The 17,765-nt window shown below is 63.7% G+C and carries 17 protein-coding genes; 8 read left to right on the forward strand and 9 right to left on the reverse strand.

Going from position 1 to position 17,765, the window contains the following annotated elements:
• Positions 1 to 39: 39 nt before the first annotated feature.
• From ACE103_RS23510 to ACE103_RS23520, 3 genes are all read left to right on the forward strand, one after another.
• Positions 40 to 210: a DUF3606 domain-containing protein gene (locus tag ACE103_RS23510; protein WP_223967560.1), complete on the forward strand. Its 171-nt coding sequence runs from the start codon at positions 40 to 42 to the stop codon at positions 208 to 210.
• Between the two features lie 307 nt (positions 211 to 517).
• Positions 518 to 1,198: a hypothetical protein gene (locus tag ACE103_RS23515; RefSeq protein WP_375775061.1), complete on the forward strand. Its 681-nt coding sequence runs from the start codon at positions 518 to 520 to the stop codon at positions 1,196 to 1,198.
• Between the two features lie 136 nt (positions 1,199 to 1,334).
• A complete protein-coding gene (locus tag ACE103_RS23520; RefSeq protein ID WP_375775062.1) occupies positions 1,335 to 1,598 on the forward strand; it encodes a hypothetical protein in 264 nt (87 codons plus the stop codon).
• An 833-nt stretch (positions 1,599 to 2,431) separates the two neighbouring features.
• On the opposite strand, the gene ACE103_RS23525 is transcribed toward ACE103_RS23520, so the two are convergent.
• Positions 2,432 to 4,159 (reverse strand): hypothetical protein, encoded by a 1,728-nt coding sequence (locus ACE103_RS23525; RefSeq protein WP_375775063.1) that lies wholly within the window; start codon positions 4,157 to 4,159, stop codon positions 2,432 to 2,434.
• Positions 4,160 to 4,471: 312 nt separating this feature from the next.
• Positions 4,472 to 5,377 (reverse strand): DMT family transporter, encoded by a 906-nt coding sequence (locus tag ACE103_RS23530; RefSeq protein ID WP_375775064.1) that lies wholly within the window; start codon positions 5,375 to 5,377, stop codon positions 4,472 to 4,474.
• 96 nt (positions 5,378 to 5,473) lie between these two features.
• Here ACE103_RS23530 and ACE103_RS23535 point away from each other — a divergent pair, with 96 nt between their 5' ends.
• The gene (locus ACE103_RS23535) at positions 5,474 to 6,262 is read left to right on the forward strand and encodes a helix-turn-helix domain-containing protein (protein ID WP_375775065.1); all 789 of its coding nucleotides are present in this window, start codon (positions 5,474 to 5,476) and stop codon (positions 6,260 to 6,262) included.
• A gap of 18 nt (positions 6,263 to 6,280) precedes the next feature.
• Here ACE103_RS23535 and gcvA read toward each other — a convergent pair whose 3' ends face one another.
• Positions 6,281 to 7,183, reverse strand: coding sequence for a transcriptional regulator GcvA (gene gcvA, locus ACE103_RS23540; protein ID WP_375775066.1), 903 nt, complete (start codon positions 7,181 to 7,183; stop codon positions 6,281 to 6,283).
• Positions 7,184 to 7,379: 196 nt separating this feature from the next.
• Here gcvA and ACE103_RS23545 point away from each other — a divergent pair, with 196 nt between their 5' ends.
• From ACE103_RS23545 to ACE103_RS23560, 4 genes are all read left to right on the forward strand, one after another.
• Positions 7,380 to 7,886: a PaaI family thioesterase gene (locus ACE103_RS23545; protein ID WP_375775067.1), complete on the forward strand. Its 507-nt coding sequence runs from the start codon at positions 7,380 to 7,382 to the stop codon at positions 7,884 to 7,886.
• The gene (locus tag ACE103_RS23550) at positions 7,883 to 9,145 is read left to right on the forward strand and encodes an MFS transporter (RefSeq protein ID WP_375775068.1); all 1,263 of its coding nucleotides are present in this window, start codon (positions 7,883 to 7,885) and stop codon (positions 9,143 to 9,145) included. Before ACE103_RS23545 ends, ACE103_RS23550 begins: the two co-directional genes overlap by 4 nt.
• Before the next feature lie 58 nt (positions 9,146 to 9,203).
• Positions 9,204 to 9,926, forward strand: coding sequence for a helix-turn-helix domain-containing protein (locus ACE103_RS23555; RefSeq protein WP_375775069.1), 723 nt, complete (start codon positions 9,204 to 9,206; stop codon positions 9,924 to 9,926).
• A gap of 73 nt (positions 9,927 to 9,999) precedes the next feature.
• Positions 10,000 to 10,764 carry a sulfite exporter TauE/SafE family protein gene (locus ACE103_RS23560; protein WP_375775070.1) on the forward strand — a complete coding sequence of 255 codons (765 nt, stop codon included), beginning with the start codon at positions 10,000 to 10,002 and terminating at the stop codon, positions 10,762 to 10,764.
• Positions 10,765 to 10,859: 95 nt separating this feature from the next.
• Here ACE103_RS23560 and ACE103_RS23565 read toward each other — a convergent pair whose 3' ends face one another.
• The 6 genes from ACE103_RS23565 to ACE103_RS23590 all read right to left on the reverse strand — a co-directional run bounded on the left by ACE103_RS23565 (position 10,860) and on the right by ACE103_RS23590 (position 17,757).
• Positions 10,860 to 11,126, reverse strand: a complete 267-nt coding sequence (locus ACE103_RS23565) for a hypothetical protein (protein WP_223967548.1) — start codon at positions 11,124 to 11,126, stop codon at positions 10,860 to 10,862.
• A gap of 1,500 nt (positions 11,127 to 12,626) precedes the next feature.
• The gene (gene gatB, locus ACE103_RS23570) at positions 12,627 to 14,114 is read right to left on the reverse strand and encodes an Asp-tRNA(Asn)/Glu-tRNA(Gln) amidotransferase subunit GatB (protein ID WP_375775071.1); all 1,488 of its coding nucleotides are present in this window, start codon (positions 14,112 to 14,114) and stop codon (positions 12,627 to 12,629) included.
• A gap of 116 nt (positions 14,115 to 14,230) precedes the next feature.
• Positions 14,231 to 15,592, reverse strand: a complete 1,362-nt coding sequence (locus tag ACE103_RS23575) for a patatin-like phospholipase family protein (RefSeq protein ID WP_375775072.1) — start codon at positions 15,590 to 15,592, stop codon at positions 14,231 to 14,233.
• 165 nt (positions 15,593 to 15,757) lie between these two features.
• The gene (locus tag ACE103_RS23580; RefSeq protein ID WP_375775073.1) at positions 15,758 to 16,039 is read right to left on the reverse strand and encodes a hypothetical protein; all 282 of its coding nucleotides are present in this window, start codon (positions 16,037 to 16,039) and stop codon (positions 15,758 to 15,760) included.
• A 3-nt stretch (positions 16,040 to 16,042) separates the two neighbouring features.
• The gene (gene gatA, locus ACE103_RS23585) at positions 16,043 to 17,518 is read right to left on the reverse strand and encodes an Asp-tRNA(Asn)/Glu-tRNA(Gln) amidotransferase subunit GatA (protein ID WP_375775074.1); all 1,476 of its coding nucleotides are present in this window, start codon (positions 17,516 to 17,518) and stop codon (positions 16,043 to 16,045) included.
• Positions 17,515 to 17,757 carry a hypothetical protein gene (locus ACE103_RS23590; protein ID WP_223967544.1) on the reverse strand — a complete coding sequence of 81 codons (243 nt, stop codon included), beginning with the start codon at positions 17,755 to 17,757 and terminating at the stop codon, positions 17,515 to 17,517. Before ACE103_RS23590 ends, gatA begins: the two co-directional genes overlap by 4 nt.
• Positions 17,758 to 17,765: the final 8 nt, after the last annotated feature.

Genomic DNA, 17,765 nt, shown 5'->3' on the forward strand with positions numbered 1-17,765 from the left:
CATCGCGAGCAACTTATGTCCTTTGCGAGCCGAGCTCCCATGAACAAGCACAGGCAAACCTATTTTCGCAATTCGCTGGATCTGCGCGACAAGGTCCAAGTCAAAATATTGAGGAAGCGCCTCAAGGTCTCCGATCAACAATTTGCTTCAATCGTTCGAAAATCGGGTCCCTCAATTGCCGCTATCACCAAGGAAGCAAAGGTGACCTGAGCCAACGGTTCGAAGGGGTCGGACGGTCGCGACGTCAATTGGCTGGCGAAACCATCTGGCCGGCGACACCGTAGCTGGACAGCCGGCCGCATTCTTCCATTTTGGTCCTGTGGGCCGGCTGAGGCCGTTCGGTCTGTCCCAGTCACGGACGGCCTCACTTTTGAGTTCATCGATGACTAGCGTCCGGGAGAGCCGGGGTGGAAGTCGCAGCTTCCCCTCGGCTTGATTATTTGGCATCAAATCATCATGGAGCCCGCACGAAGTATCCGCTGGCTGGTCGAGGTCGGGCTGAAGGCAAAGAAACAAAATGGACGGCCCGAGTCGTGCTCTCAGGTTAGCGGTCTGCTTCGCACTGGCTGTTGTCCTGCCTGCTGCCCAGACGCCGCCAGCCGTGCATTCGCCGGACGAGCGGCGTGTGGTCGACAAGGAATGTCGCGACGTCCTGCCTGCGCAGGCAAAGATACAGGCGTGCCTCAACCTGCTGAGCGATCGTCGGCTCTCGACTGCCTATATCGTGCCGATCAACGGCGAAATATCGAGCACCTTCCAAAGCCTGCGGGACTACGACAACGCCATCAAATACAAGAAGATCGAAATTGAACGCGCGCACAGCGCGGCGAAGCAACCTGCTTCTTCGGCCGAAGCACTTCCTGCAAGTTTCGGCGCGATGTCTCAACGTTACACCGAGCTTGGAACACTCCAGGCGCTCAATCGCCTGGCCAACTTCAACAGTCAGTCGGATCAAGCGCGCCGTGGCGCCGCTGAGGAACAAAGCAACTACAATTTGGCGCTTCAGTACAACCCGATGAACTACCGGGCATATCGATACCGGGCGGAAATTCACAGCCTGTTCTGCGATAGCGCGTCTGCCTCCCAGGACATGGAGGCAGCGGTCAAGTTTGCTGAACAATCCGGAGATCAGAATGCCGCTCGAGACTACAAGCGCGTCACGCTAAGCGCTTGCGTACCGGCTTGGCGCCGGGAATAGCCCGCGAGACCCATCGGATTTTCGTCCGGCCGTATTCTTACGGCCCCGCTCCTGGCAAGCGACTTGCGATGTGCCCGTGAATAGTTCGGCGCCCGCGGTTCGCGGTGTACCGAACTCGGACATTCGGAGCACGCACATGAACATGCATCATCGTTTTGAGACAGCTCGCGCAAGCACCGGACGAGAGTCGACGGTCAGGAAGATGCTGTCCGATCTTGTCCTGGCCTGCCAGCAGATCGAAGCCGACATTGCGACCGAAGAAACGCGCGCGGGAATTCATGACCGATCGGACACAAGGTATCCGATTTTGGCAAGGTCGCTCCACGAGCGGCACGACAATCTCAAGGGAACCATCGCCATGCTCGAAGAGCGTGTCACGAGCGATCTCTGCACAAGCTGATCAACGACGCAGCATCGCTCGATCCGTTGACCAACCTCCTGTTCGATGGAAGAGAGAGGTATCCGTCCGTCTCCGCTAGCCCCTTTGCAACCGGTACAGGGTCTCAGACGCAAAGGGGCCTGCCTGAAGCAGGCCCCTGCCACCTCACTGCACTCCGAAGCACTGCCGCTTGCCGTCGTTGGGGCAGTAGAAGCAGGCTTTCGACGAGCAACCCGACAGGTCTCCAGCCTTGGGTAGTAGCATCCTGCGGTTCTGTCGCACGCCTTCACGACTGCACCGATGGGAGCGGCAGAAGCAGACTGACCGAACGTGAACAGAGCAATCGCGGTTGCGACGGCGAAGCTCAGTGAAACTGAACGCATGATTTACCCTCCTCCACAATTGGGCCGACGCACCATTGCATCGCCTTGCCCGACACGCTCCCAGAACTGCTCCGCGAGCGATGTGAGGCGGGTCACTCAGCGACGCGGCACCGGCGTCAGCCGCTACCGCGGGTGGATGGATCGAGATTCCGGTTCTCGCTTGGCGGGATCGGCCCGTAGCCGGGATATCTGTACCAGCCAGGTGCGAGCACCTCTTCGCTCGGACGAATGATGAGGTGTTGTCGCACACGCCGGTGATGCGCAGGTGCCGCGTCGGCAACCGCACTCCACAGGATCACAAGAGGCAACGTCAAGACCAAGGCACCACGCATCGCGATCACTCCGTTTCACCGAACAAGTGACCGCCGACCGTGGCGCTCTATTCTGGCCCGGCCCTTCATATGTGATCAAAACCGCGAGATCGCTGATGTAGAGCCTGCGTGTTATCACGCAGAGTGAGCCCGCTGACGTCTAGGGGCGCGCCTCTGCCGAGCGAGGCGTTGATGCCCATTCTGCCCAGTACTTCAGCAGCGGGATCGCGCTGCCAACCCAGCCTCCCGCCATCTTGGCCTCTTCCTCGCGATCCAACATGCCCGCGGCAGCAGAAAGTTCGCCGATGGAATAGCGCCGCGATGGACACAGGATTTCGCTCGCTTGCGCCCAGCAATCCCACTCGCCAATCGTTACGCCACCCAGCGCCCCCGTCTTGCGGTTATAGAGAACTGCCTTGGGTGATGAATTGGAGACGATGGCAAGCCAGTTTGGGTCGCTCGCTATGCCGGTCGCGTAAAAGGTCGACTCGTCGCCAAACAAATCTCCGCGGGCGGGCATCATCAACAGCGTGCCGTCACTCGCCGCCAGCGCGCCATAGGCTGCACGCACAGTCTTGTCGAACATCCGATAGCTCGGCGCATCGAACTGGACGGATCCGCGCGACATCACCGAGGGGTATCGAAATCGCGATTGATCAGCGATGTAGTTCCATCGTGGGTATCCGAACTCGAAAGAGGTTGTCACGGTTTCGCTGATAGCGACGAGCCTGTCCTGGTAGGTGGACAGAATATAGACTGCGTCCTTGTCCCGATAGGCACAGAACGGCGCGGACAGATTTGCATGGGTCGGACCGTTCGCGCCGAACACGTCCTTTAACTGAAAGCCCTTCGTCATCGTGAAAACGACGCCGGACATTGGATCCGAACCGATCAGATCGCCTGTGCTTTCGTCTTCGTTGATGCAAGTGGCAAATTGAATGGGCCGGGAGCCGATATTTGCAGTCCAGGCAAGCTCTTGCCCGGTTTCAATCGACAGCTTGACAATGCTCCCCTGACCTGAGGCGAAGACCTCATCTCCGATAATCGTGATGCCGTGAGAGGCCAGCAGATCCCGCTTCCAGCGCAGAATCCATTTATCATCGACGCGTTCGAACATGGAGACCACGTTGCCGTCGTAGTCCGCCACGCCCATGAATCGACCTCCTCGCGAGATCGCCACTCCCTCCGCCCCCTTGATACCGACATCCGCTATCCGCTCGGTCAGATGAAGCTTTGCGCCGGACGGCGTACGCTCAAGCCGAGCGACGATAATGTCGCCTCCCACGTAGTTCGCGATGAAGATCCTGTCGTAGAAGGCCGAATAGAACACGGCCGTTGGGCTCCAGACAGGCAGTTCGACGTCGATCTCAAGCGGCACCGCAGTGCGTTGGTCCTGGTCGAACAGATAGACATCCCGGTAGTTGGCGATCAGAAATTCTCGCGGCGAGATTTTTGTCATGGAGACCGGCGTCATCGGTCCATATTCGCTTTGAGGCAGCGAAACTTGAATCAAATTGCCCTGCAGATCGGGCGCAGGCTGACCGCGGTCCTGCCGGTCGATTACCGCACCAATATCCGCCCGCAGTTTATTTGCCGTCTGCTCCAGCTGACTTGCAGCCTGCTCAAGCTTGCTTGCAGCCTCGTCCTGCTTGTTTGCAATCTGCTCCTGCCGGCTAGCGGCCTGCTCCTGCTTGCTTGCAACCTGCTCCTGCTTACTCGCCGTCTGCTCTTGCTTGTTCGCGGTCTGCTCCTGCGCCTCCAGGCGGCTAATAATGATAGCCGTGCGTTGACCGCTAAAGAGCAGCGTCTCCGCTAGGAGATTCGTGACGGTCCAAAATTTTTTGCGCGAACAAAACCAGGATGATTGCGCCGACCAGAATCGCACCAAATGCGATCTTCTTCTTCATGACTCGCCCGAGACAACTACCGATGAAACCAGCAAACCCTCACGACTCGAAGTGAGAAGCTAGCTATCCTTTAGTTTGATCGCTCTGGATGTGAAGTTCATGATCCAAGCGAGCTACGAGCACGCAGATTCGACAGTGACCGAACATCGATCAGCAATGATCAGAAACATCTTCTCGCGTTTTGGAACTCGGGAGTTGCGCGGACACGACGTCGTAACGCCCGCGCAGCGAAAAATTGAACCGTCATCGATGTGACGATAGGCCGCATCTAGGAGATGATCGCGTCTTCATGCTCAAGCACGCTGCACTCGCAACAGCGGCCGCGGAAACGCCTGCGCGCAGGCGACGCCGAGCAGCGCGAGGCCGCCGCCGATGACGTGGAAGGACCTGACGGGCTCACCCAGCATCACGATCGCGGCAGCAGCCGTCAGCACCGGCAGCAGGTTCATGAAGATGGCGCAGCGGTTCGGGCCAAGCTGCGCGACCCCGCGGATCCACAGGAACGGCAGCACCACCGAGGCCAGCGCGCCGGCATAGACGATCAGCGGCCAGGTCGCCGCGTTGACCTGCCGCAGCGGCGTCGGTGTCGCGAGGAACGCGGGAAACATCACGGCCAGCGCGCACAGTGCCTGCATGTAGGTGGATTGCCAGCCGGTGATCGGTAGATTCCAGCGCTTCAAAAGCACGCCGTACAACGCATAGACGATCGCGGCCAGCAGCATCAGTGCGTCGCCCGCATGCACGCCGTTCTGCAACAGCGACGACAATTCGCCGCCGCTGACGAGATAGACGAGGCCCGCGAACGACAGCGGCGCGCCGCAGATCATGCCAAGCGTCGGCTGCTCGCCGAGCAGCGCGGCGCTGAGCGCGACCGTCAATAGCGGCGTCAGCGCGGTGAACACGGCCATGTTGGTCGCAGTGGTGGTCTCGGCCGCCAGATACGACAGGCTCTGGAACAGGCACATCGCAAGGAAACCGAGGATCGCGAGCGGCCCGAGATGCGGCCAGATCGCGCGACGATTGCGCCAGGCTGCGCGCGCCACGAACGGGGACATCAGCAGCACCGCGACCAGCAGGCGATAGAAGGTAATTGCCTGCGGACCGATCGTGTGCGCCGACAGACGCGAGACGATGACGTTGCCGGCCCACAGCACGATGGCAACGAAGGGATAGAGAAGTGCAGCATTCTTCTTGAGCATGATCCGGCAGCGCGTTGGTGAAGGACACACCAGCAACTACCTGTCGCGCCGAAGTCCGTCTCACGCTAGAATGACCTCACCTAGCGAGATTGGGACATGCGAGATGAAGACGTGTTGGACGAGCTGATCACACGGCACCTCGATTATCACGCCACGGCGCGGCCGATGGCGGCGATGGAGATCGACTATCCGAGCGGCACATCGACCGGCCTGCATGCGCATCCGCGCGGCCAGCTGCTCTACGCGATCGAAGGCGTGATGATCGTGCGCTGCGCCGAGGGCACCTGGGTGGTGCCACCCAATCGCGCGGTGTGGCTGGTAGCCGGTCTCGCGCACGAGGTCCGGATGTGCGGCGCGGTCAAGATCCGCACCGTGTTCGTCGATGCCGACGCGGTCCCCAATCTGCCGCAGACCAGCTGCGTGTTCACGGTCTCGCCGCTGCTGCGCGAATTGTTCGTCGCCGCGATGGGGGTGCCGCTGGACTATGCGCCCGCGACGTCCGACGAGCGCCTGATGCGCGTGCTGCTCGACCAGTTGCGCGAGATCGACGTGCTGCCGCTGCATCTGCCGATGCCGCGCGACCAAAGGCTGGCGCGGATCTGTGCGGCGCTGGTGGCCCGTCCGGACGACGCCTCCACCGCCGAGCAGTGGGCGCGCCGGCTGAAGCTGACGTCGAAGACGATCTATCGTCTCTTCGCCAAGGAAACCGGCATGACGTTCGGCGAATGGCGGCAGCAGGCCCGCCTGCTGTTCGCACTCGAACGCCTCGCGCGCGGCGCGCGGGTGGTCGATGTCGCGCTCGATGCCGGCTATGCCAGCCAGAGCGCCTTCACCGCGATGTTCCGCAAGCATTTTGGCGTGCCGCCGAACGCGTTCTATCGGTAGAGCGCGGCGGCGAGATAACTAGCGGTCCCCAAGCGCTGACTGCGTCATCGGCCCCAATATCCATTCCCTGAACGCTGCGATCTTCGGAAGCCCCTGCCGGTTGTCGGGGCAGACGAGATAGTAGGCGAACTCCTCCAGATGCGCGGTCTCCAGCAACTGGATCAGTTCGCTGCTCTCGATCTCATTTGCGACCATCGCCGCCGGCAGCAGGCCTGCGCCCTGCCCGGTCAGCACGGCCTTCAGCAGCAGACCGCTGTCGTCGAACGAGGGACCGCGGGGCGTGCGAACCTCGGCGATGCCATTGGCCTGAAACCACAGGCTCCACCCCTTGCGATCGGCATCATGCACCTGCGGCCAGCCCGCGAGATCACTGGGAGATGCCGGTCGCCCGAGACGCGCGACCAGCGAGGGCGAGGCGACCGCCACCATCTCGACCGTGACGACGCGATCGCTGCGCAGCCCCGGATACCGGCCGAGGCCGTGGCGAACCGCGACGTCGACGCCGCTGCGCGAGAAATCGACCAGCGTGTTGCTGGTGACGATCTGCAGATCGATCTCGGGATGCGCCCCCTGAAACGACGCCATGCGCGGCACCAGCCAGGCCGACGCAAAGAACGGCGTGACGCTCACCGTCAGCGTACCGACGTCGACCGACGCAGCGACGCGGCGCGAGGCTTCCGCGATCTGGCGAAACGCATTGCGGATCGACGGCAGATAGTCGCGCCCGGCGTCGGTGAGATAGATGCCGCGCGGCACCCGCTCGAACAGCTTGACGCCAAGATGGGCCTCGAGCGTCTTGAGCATCTGGCTCACCGCGCCCGGCGTCACGCACAGTTCCTCGGCCGCGAGCTTTACCGAGAGATGGCGGGCGGCGGACTCGAACGCCTTGAGCGCGTTCAGGGGTGGAAGCCTGCTCTCCATGATTTAGATTTTCTAATCTCAATCGTGCAGCAAATCTGGTTTGCCAACGGGGCCTTATCAGCGCTCATATAGCCTATCGCTAGGCTGAGAGCCACGTCAACTCAGAGAAATCCGGGCCATTAAAGTTAGATTTTCTAATCTTCTTCCGCGGCTCGCGATGGCGGCTCTCGGTTCCCTGATGGAGTCAGAACACGACATGACTGAGGTCCCGAACAAACTCGCTTTGCGCGAGATCGGTGCAGGGAGCGATACCCGCCAACGCGTCGACCGTATCAACGCATCGCAACCCGGCAGCCTGCCCGGTCTGCTGGACTTTCAATGGCTCCAAGCCGAACGCGGCCTCATCCGCGCCCGCTTCGAGATTGCAGCGAAGCACTTCTCGCCGCACGGGCTGTTGCACGGCGCAAGCATCGTCGCGCTGGCGGACACCGCGTGCGGCTTCGGCTGCCTCGCCTCCTTGCCGAACGGCGCGACCGGCTTCGCCACCGGCGAGCTGAAGACGAACTTCATCGGTGCCGCGCGCGAAGGCGGCGTCAGCTGCGAGGCGCGCCTCGTTCATGCCGGCCGCACGACCCAGGTGTGGGATGCCGAGATCCGCAGCGAAGCAACCGGCAAGACCATCGCGCTGTTTCGCTGCACGCAGATGCTGTTCTATCCGCCGGCCAAGGCAGGCGGCGGCGCATCGCAGGGAGAACGATCATGAGGAACGCCGTCATGCATGCCGGGTATCAGAGAGCAAAGCCGTTCTATGGCTGGTTTGTCGTCGCAGCAGCTTTCGTCGTGACCTTGATCGGCTTCGGCAGCGCCTACACGTTCTCGTCCTTTGTCGAGTCGTTGCAGCGGGAGTTCGGTGCCTCGCGCGGTTCGGTCTCGTTGGTGTTCTCGTTCGCCGGCTTCCTGTATTTCGGTCTCGGCATCGTCTCCGGCCCGCTTGCCGATCGCTGGGGCGCACGCAGGCTCGCGGTCCTTGGAATGGCGCTGGTCGGGCTCGGCATGGTGCTGGCGGGACAGGCGCAGACCATCCTCCAGGTCTATGCCGCCTACAGCATCGGCATCGGTGCCGGCGTCGGTTGCGCCTATGTTCCGACCTTGGGCGCCGTGCAGCGCTGGTTTGTGCGTCGGCGCGGTTTTGCGTCGGGCCTCGCCGTCAGCGGGATCGGAGTCGGGACACTGGTGATGCCGCCGCTCGCAACCTGGCTGATCACGAGCCTCGGCTGGCGCGATGCCTATGTCGTGTTGGGCGTTGTTGCTGCCGCCGCCGGGATCGGCGCATCGCTCCTGATCGCCGACGATCCGCGCCGCCATGGCACCGGACCGGATGGCGATCCGCTTGAAGCGGTTTCAGGCGCGCCGCTCCGCCAGGGCGTCTCGATCCGCGGCGCGGTGCGAACTGGCCGGTTCGCCGGGCTCTATGCGGCCTGCCTGATCAGCGCGTTCGGGGTATTCGTACCCTTCGTGCACCTGGTGCCCTTTGCCGTCGACCATCAGGTGGCGCCGACGCTCGCCGTGCTGCTGCTCGGGATGATCGGCGTCGGCAGCACCGCCGGCCGCTTCTTCCTCGGCGGCATTGCCGACCGGGTCGGCCGCGATGCGTTCCTGATCGCGATGTATCTCGGCATGGCCGTCTCGCTGGCGATCTGGGCGATCGCCGGCAGCTTCTGGTCGCTCACGGTGTTCGCGCTGCTGTTCGGCGTGTTCTATGGCGGCTGGGTGGCGATCCTGCCCGCTGTCGTCACCGACCATTTCGGCGGCCGCAATGTCGGCGGCATCATCGGCATCCTCTACACCAGCGTCGCTTTCGGCACGCTGCTGGGTCCGAGCGCCGCCGGCTTCGCGTTCGACGTCAGCCACAGCTACTTCATCCCGGTGGCAATCAGCGCGGCCGCCAACCTCGTTGCCGCCCTCATCGCCGTCGCGACAATGCGAACGGCCTCACCGATGGCTTCAGTCGCGCAGCCGTGACGGTCGGTGACCCTCGTGCTACGCTCGGGGATCACTCACCCGCCGGTTCGAGACTTCTGTGATCACCCGGTTCGCCATGACCAAAGCCTGGAACTACCGGCGCGCCGACCGTGACGACATCGTCGAGCTGGCGTCGTGGCGCGGTGCCGGCTCGCTCAGCCTCCGACCGCACTTCCATGAAGAGAGCCAGATCGTGCTGGTGCTGTCGGGGTCGCGCGCCTTTCGCATCGACGGCGCGACCGTCACTGTGCCTGCGGGCCATGCCGCGCTGATCCCGGCGGGAATGCTGCACGCACCGGTGGCGACACCGGGTGAGGAGACGGTTTGCCTGAATGCCTATGTTCCGGCGGGCCGCACCTGCTCGTCGCTCCGGATCATCAATGTCGGGGACCGCTGGCGGAGCATCGACGAGATATCGCCCGAGCACATCAGCGAGATCGCCAACGACATCCTGTCGCGCGAGGCGCCCGGTTCGACCGAGCAGACCGGCAGAGCCAAGCTCGGCACGGCCTTGACGGAGAGCCTAGAACCGATCGGCGAGATCGCCGCCAGCTTCGGGCGAAGCCGCGAAGGGTTCAGCCGCATGGTGAGGCGCGAGCTCGGCGTCGCGCCGCATGCCTTCCGCCTGCTCGCCCGGCTCAATCTTGCCCGGCAACTGCTGCGCGCCGGCGAGCCGATCGCAGCCGTTGCGGCGGATGCCGGCTTTTCCGATCAGAGCCACCTCACCCGTCTGTTCCGGCGCACCTTCGGCACGACGCCGGGCGTCTACTGGCGCGATTGAGGCGGCGTCACAGACGTTCCAGACCGGCCGCTGCTCCGCCCGCTAGCCTGCTCACCCTGCAAAGGGGTGAAGGATGGACACCGGAACAAGTCTTCTGCTGCTCGCGGCCGGTGGCGCAGGGGGCGTCATCAACGCATTGGCGGGCGGCGCGACGCTCATCACCTTTCCGGCGATGCTTGCCGCAGGCCTGCCGGCGGTCATCGCCAATGCGTCGAATGCGGTGGCGATCTCGCCGGGGCATTTGATCGCAGCGCTCGCCGATCGCGGCAAGCTGCCGCCGCCGACGCGGCGCACGATCAGCTTCGTCTCCGTCTCCACGGTTGCAGGCGGAGTCGGTGCCGGCATCCTCTTGTTGCTTCCCGAGCGGCTGTTCGTCCTGCCGGTGCCGGCCCTGATCGCATTCGCAACGCTGCTGTTTGCCTTCGCGCCACGGATCCAGACGTGGACCACCGGACATCAGAAGGCCGCAGCTCTGCCCTCGACCGGCGCGAGCAGTGCTGTCCTGGGATTGGCGTGTGTCTATGGAGGGTTCTTCGGTGCCGGGCTCGGCGTCATCCTGACCGCGGTGCTGTCGATCACGGAACCCAACGACATCAGGGCGATCAAGGCATTGAAGAACCTGCTCGCGACCTGCGTGTCGCTCGCCGCAACGCTGATCTTCATCGTGCAGGGAGCGGTACGGTGGCCGGAGACATCTGTGATGCTGCTCGGCGCCATGGTCGGCGGCTATGCCGGAGGCCACCTGATCCGGATCCTGCCGGCTCACATCGTCCGGCAGTTCGTCATCGCCGCCGGAGCGTTGATGACCGCGATCTACGCCGCGCGATACTGGTTCTAGATGGAGCGAGGGAGCCGAGGCTCCCAGCTCGAGCTGCGCGGTTTCGAGCGAAGTGGATTACGGTTCGCGTGAAGAAAACGCGCCAAAACGAAAGCTTAGTGCGTCGTCATCCAGGCGCGGGCTTCGCGCTGGGCGGCAGCGATCTCGACGTCGGACATCTGCTCGGCGACTTCGCGGCGGTGCGCGATTGCGTCGGTACGTCCCTTGAGCGCCGCGAGGTTGAACCATTTGTGCGCCGCGACGAGGTTGACCACGCCGGAGCGGCCGCTCGCCCAATACATGCCACGCTCGAACAGCACGTCCTGGATTGCAGTCGCAGCAACCGGGACAGCGCCTTCGTGATCGATGACCCCCTGAAACATTGTCGTCATTCCCCTTTTTGTTGTTGGCCGCCCTCCCCCGAGCGCGGCCCCCGTCCACTGTTGAAACGCCCTGTCATTCCCGCGCTGACCCTTGGGGATCATGCGCTCGCCGTTTGCCGGCTTGTTGGGATGATCATGGCCCATCAAATTTGAAGAGCGGTTTAAGTATCGCGATGAACGGGATGTAAATCGGGGTCGCCGGGCGTGTTCGCCGGAATCGCAGAAGTGCCTGTGCCGCAGGCATTTCCGTGCATTCGTGAACGCCGGTTTACCCTGGTGCTTCGGACATCGATAACCATCGCGGACAATGGCCGCGGGCGCCGGCCGGTCCCGGCCGCCGACGCATCCGATCAGTCGATGAGTTGACGGCGGGCTACCACGCCTGGCGGACGGTCCGCGAAGCCGCGGTACGGTCGCGCAAAGGAACGCGAGCCCGTCAGGCTCGACGTCGATCCAGAAAATGGGATGTGGAAAGTGGCTGCCGGGCGCGGACTGCGCGGGCCGCCGGAACGAGGGGGTCGGCGAACACGTCAGGACCAGATTTCAGCTCGGCATTCTCGCCGGTGAAATTGCGGAACCAAGCCGGCCCCGCACCGAACGAAGAAATCTCTGTTTCTTCTGCCGGACCGCTTTTGGGAAGGTTGCCCTCTCCGAAATTCGATCCAGCCGTTTGACCTGATGTCTCGCCGACACCCTCTTTCGTCAGCCAGAGCCTTGGGGTGGGGATGTGCCTCTCAGCAGTCCGTCCGCTGGCTCTCGCGACGTGCCGGCATCAAGCCGCCGGCAATCCTCTCAAGGCGAGAGGCTTACTTCTTCTTGGCGACCTTGCGGGTCTTCTTCGCAGTCTTCTTCACTGCGCTCTTCGCCTTCTTCGCCTTCTTCGCCTTCTTTGCCTTCTTAGCCATGTTGCCCTCCAGTATGTGAGATGGCTCTCGCTGCGTGCACTCGGGAATCGATATGCACTACTTCCCGAATACACCAACAGACTGAAAAAAACAGTGTCCCGCTTAAGGAAGTGTTGACGCAGCGGTGGCAGTGCGCACAGCGCGCGGCGCCGATCAAATCGGCATTGCGTTCACGCGACGATGCAAGAAGTGCAAGAGCTGCCGACATCGGCATTTGTCAACGTTGCAGGAAACGCCTGTATTGCAGGCACTTCTTGAATTCGCATTCGAACGATCGGCGCGCGAGCGTCATTGCGTTGAGTCGCAAGCCGTGACGAAAAGCGGCGCGCCGCGAACGCCGAGTCGTAATTTTTGGCAACGAAAAAATTTTCGTGGGTAAGACGACTTTTGCCTCGTTTGAGGTCACCCGGACCGGATTCGCGAACGAATCGCAGCTTCGGCGATTCGGCGCCGAAGGCGTCAGTGCGACCATCGAGGGAGGGTGTGAGGCAGGATCACGCCGCGTTCACGCGCGCGCGACGACGCCGGTGGTGACGGCGCGAGAGCATGATCCGGCTGGATCATGCGCCAAGGACAACATCATTGTCCTGTTCGTTCAGACGCCGAGCTTGGACTTCAACAGCTCGTTGACCGCCTTCGGGTTCGCCTTGCCGCCCGACGACTTCATCACCTGACCGACGAACCATTGAAGGGCTGCGGGCTTCGCCTTCGCCTGCTCGACCTTGTCGGGATTGGCCGCGATGATGTCGTCGACCACCTTCTCGATCGCGCCAAGGTCGGTCACCTGCTTCATGCCGCGTGCCTCGACAAGCGCGCGCGGATCGCCGCCCTCCTGCCACACGATCTCAAACAAGTCCTTGGCGATCTTGCCGGAAATCGCTCCCTCGCCGATCAGATCGACGATCGCGGCGAGTTGCTCCGCCGACACCGGCGAGGCTGCGATCGCCACACCTTCCTTGTTGAGACGGCCGAACAGCTCGTTGATCACCCAGTTGGCGGCGAGCTTGCCGTCACGCGCCTTGTCGGCGAGACGAGCGAGCACCGTCTCGTAGAACTCCGCGCTCTCGCGCTCGGCGACCAGCACGCTCGCATCATAGGACGACAGGCCGAAGCCCGTAATAAAACGGGACTTCTTCTCGTCCGGCAGTTCCGGCAGCTGCGCCTTGAGTTCGTCGACGAAGGCCTGGCTGAATTCGAGCGGCAGCAGGTCGGGATCGGGGAAGTAACGGTAGTCGTGCGCCTCTTCCTTGGAGCGCATCGAGCGCGTCTCGCCCTTGTTCGGGTCGAACAGCCGGGTTTCCTGGTCGATCGAGCCGCCGTCCTCGATGATCTCGATCTGGCGCCGCGCCTCGTACTCGATCGCCTGGCCGATGAAGTTGATCGAGTTCATGTTCTTGATTTCGCAGCGGGTGCCGAGCGCGGTCTCGCCATGGCGGCGCACCGAGACGTTGACGTCGGCGCGCAGGCTGCCCTTCTCCATGTCGCCATCGCAGGTGCCGAGGTAGCGCAGGATCGAGCGCAGCTTGGTGACGTAGGCCTTGGCCTGCTCGGCGTCGCGGATGTCGGGCTTGGAGACGATCTCCATCAGCGCGACGCCGCAGCGGTTGAGGTCGACAAAGGACATCGTCGGCGACTGATCGTGCAGCAACTTGCCGGCGTCCTGCTCCAGATGCAGCCGCTCGATCCCGATGGTGACGCTGCGGCCGCCATCGAGCTCGAGCACCACCTCACCCTCGCCAACGATCGGCGACTTGTACTGGCTGATCTGGTAGCCCTGCGGCGAGTCCGGATAGAAATAGTTCTTGCGGTCGAACACCGAGCGCAAATTGACCTGCGCATTCAGCCCGAGACCGGTGCGCACCGCCTGGCGGACGCACTCCTCGTTGATCACGGGCAGCATGCCCGGCATCGCGGCATCGACCAGCGAGACGTGGGAGTTGGGCTCGCCGCCGAACGCGGTCGACGCGCCGGAGAACAGCTTCGCGTTCGAGGTGACCTGGGCATGGACCTCCATGCCGATCACGACCTCCCAATCGCCGGTGGCGCTCTTGATCAGTTTGTGAGGGGCAGCAGATGCGGTCATGGATCTCGGTTTCCGGACAAGTATTATCTGGGATGGATTGGGCTTCGCGCAACCGACCGCGCCAGTCAAGCCGCCTTGCGGTCCCCTTGCAGCCCGCGCCCGGGCATGGGCGCGGATCAGAGGCCGCGCCGGAACTGCTGATAGGCCTTGCTTGAGCGCAGCGCGTCGGCACCGCCCGTGATCAACTGGTCGACCTGCTCGGCCGGCAGCGAAAGCCGCGTCGGGATGGCGTTCAGGATGCCGGCGCGCTCCGGTCCGAGCCGGTCGAAGCCGAGCCGCTCGACATAGATCGCGACGTCACCGCACTTCCAACCGGCGCCGACGCCGAGCCTGGTGCGATCCGCCGCCGACAGGCCGCAGCGCCAGCGCTTCAACTTGCCGGACCAGTCATTGGCGAGCGACGTGAAGGCGGCGTAGCTCGAGCGCACGCTTGCATCGATCGCGGTGTCAGCGGCTGCGGACACCAGCTCGACGCCGCTCGGCCCTTCGAGCGTCTGCACGAAGTCGCCGGAGATGCCGCGGCCGGCATCCACCACCAGGAACAGGATGCGCCTGAGCTTGGCCGCCTGCCGTTCGCTCAGCGGCTCATAGGGGCGTTGCGCGGCGAGCAGGCCGATGCTCAGCCCCGACAGGCCGTAGTTATCAACCAGGCCGCCATCGAGCAGCTTGACGTAGCGCATCGAGCCGTCGCGGTAGCGCGCCTGGGCCTCGGCATAGGAGCGCAGCAGCGGCTGCGCGTTCGGATCGTTACGCACCCGGTCGAGCCAGGGCGGCAGCGGCGCGGCGCAGCCGCCGGGATAGGTCTGCAGCACGATCGGGGCGAACGCCAGCGGCACCGCGGCGGACGCCGCCACCGCTTCGGCGACACGATAGGAGCGGATGTCGCTGCACAGCGCATCGAACGACGTCTTGCCGAACACGAACGGCGTGCGGTTGTAGATGTCTGAGGCGTTGATCCAGACCCGCGGCCGGTGATCGTCCGGCAACGCCTCAAACCGCGCCCCGTCGAACAGGTTTTGATCGAGCCAGTCGGTGAACTGGCTGTCGTTGACGCCGCCGCCGAGCGCGCGCCCGATATTGCCGAGCGAGATCCTGGTCTTCAGTCCCTCCTCGGCATTGCGCAGCAGGAAGCGCTCGCGGAAATCGTCGAGCGCCGCGCGCCGCTTCAATCCGAAATAGGCCGCAGTGACCGATCCGCCGGAGACGCCGGAGACGAAGTCGACGCGATCGAGCAGCGTCTTGGTGCCGGCGGCGCTGGAGCGCACCCGGTCGAGCTCTTCGAGCACGCCGAACGAAAACGCCGCGGCGCGGGTGCCGCCGCCGGAGAACGACAGCGCAAGCAGCAGGTCATCTTCGTAAGTCGGAATATCGCTGACACCGTTGGTGTCGGCAGCCGCGGCGCCGAGCGGCACGTTGCCCGGGAGATTGTAGACGGTTGCGCAGCCGGCAAGACCCACCGCCACCGCAGCCACCAGCATTGCTGACAGCCATCCCCCTATGCCCGACCCACGCACGAATACTCTCTTTGCCGCTGGCCCCCGCCCGGTTCCACCAGCCTATCACGGCCAATCTGGGCGGCGGCATGGCGGCCAAAACAAGGTTAATGCTCGCGGTGCCAAGACACCGCGCTTGGCACCGGTTGTTCAGACCAAAAGCGCGGAGACGATCCGCTCCCACTCGGCCTCTATGGTATCGTTGGCGACGGGCTGGCCGGCCCGGCGATACCAGTAGCCGGCATTGCCGAGATCGCCCTCGACGCGATGCAGGTAGGCATGCACCCAGGCCGAATTGGCGTCGCTCTCGTCCTGCACGATCTTGTGCGCCTGGTCCCAGTCACCCTTCCTCGCCCACCACAATGCGGCGAGCGGCGGCGATAGCGCCGCATCAGGCGCAGCGTCAGCGAGACTGGCGCGGAAATCCGCCATCGTTCACCACCATTTTGGCGCCGGGAAGCGGCCGGCCGCCTGCTCGATCACCTCGCCGAGCGAGAACAGCGTCTCCTCGTCGAACGGACGACCGATCAGTTGCAGGCCGAGCGGCAGGCCTTGCGTATCCTTGCCCGCGGGCACGGCGATGCCCGGCAGGCCCGCCATGTTCACGGTCACCGTGAAGATGTCGTTGAGATACATCTCGACCGGATCGGCACCGCCCTTCTCGCCGATGCCGAACGCCGCCGACGGCGTCGCCGGCGTTAGGATCGCATGCACGCCCTTGGCGAAGCAGTCCTCAAAGTCCTTCTTGATCAGCGTCCGCACCTTCTGCGCACGCAGATAATAGGCATCGTAGTAGCCGGCCGAGAGCACATAGGTGCCGATCAGCACGCGGCGGCGCACCTCGTCGCCAAAGCCGTCGGCGCGGGAGTTCTCGTACATCTCGATGATGTTCTTGGCCGGCTCGCGCAGCCCGTAGCGCACGCCGTCATAGCGCGCGAGGTTCGACGAGGCCTCCGCCGGCGCCACGATGTAGTAGGCCGGCAGTGCGTATTTGGTGTGCGGCAGCGACACCTCGACGAGCTCCGCGCCGGCGGCCTTCAGCCACTGCGCGCCCTCGCCCCAGAGTTTCTCGATCTCGGCCGGCATGCCGTCGAGGCGATATTCCTTGGGGATGCCGATCTTCATGCCCTTCACGGACTTGCCGATCGCGGCCTCGTAATCCGGCACGGCGATGTCTACCGATGTGGTGTCCTTGGGATCGTGACCGGCCATCGAGCGCATCAGGATCGCGGCATCGCGCGTCGTGCGCGCGATCGGGCCGGCCTGGTCGAGCGAGGATGCGAAGGCGACGATGCCCCAGCGCGAGCAGCGGCCATAGGTCGGCTTGATGCCGACGGTCGCGGTGAACGCGGCGGGCTGGCGGATCGAGCCGCCGGTATCGGTCGCGGTCGCGCCCATGCAGAGCAGTGCCGCCACGGCCGAGGCCGAGCCGCCGGACGAGCCGCCCGGCACCAGCGTGGTGTTGGAGCCTTCGCGCCGCCACGGGTTGGTGACCGTGCCGAAGCACGAGGTCTCGTTCGACGAGCCCATCGCGAACTCGTCATTGTTGAGCTTGCCGAGCAGCACCGCGCCGTCGCGCCAGAGCTGCGAGGTCACCGTCGACTCGTAGGGCGGAATGAAATTGCCGAGGATCTTCGAGCACGCCGTGGTCCTGATATCGCGGGTCGCGAACAGGTCCTTGATGCCGAGCGGGATGCCGGCCAGCGGCCCGCCCTCACCCTTTGCAATTTTCTCGTCGGCCGCCTTCGCCATTTCGCGGGCGCGGTCCGGCGTCTCCAGCACATAGGCATTGAGCACGCGCGCGGCCTCGATGGCGGCGAGATGCGCGTCAGTCAGTTCGCGGGCGGTGAAAGACTTGCTCGCCAGGCCCTCGCGGGCCTCGGCGATCGTCAGCGATGTCAAATCGGTCATTTATTGATCGGGCTGCAGAAGAACGGAGACAGGGTCTTGTCGTTGGCGGGGTCGTCCTGCCGGGGGCTCATATTTCTCCGGGCATTTTCCTTGGCGCGGGCGGCATCGAGCGCCTCGAGATGGTCGAGCACCGCGTCCATCGCCGCATTGGGATCGGCGACCTTCCCCTTGCGCTCCATCGCATCGAGGAAGTCCATATAGGCCTTGTAGGCCTTTTCATCGTCGCAGAGCAGACACATCGGGACCG

It is taken from the genome of Bradyrhizobium sp. ma5, assembly GCF_042258955.1.
In the GTDB taxonomy this organism is placed as follows: Bacteria; Pseudomonadota; Alphaproteobacteria; order Rhizobiales; family Xanthobacteraceae; genus Bradyrhizobium.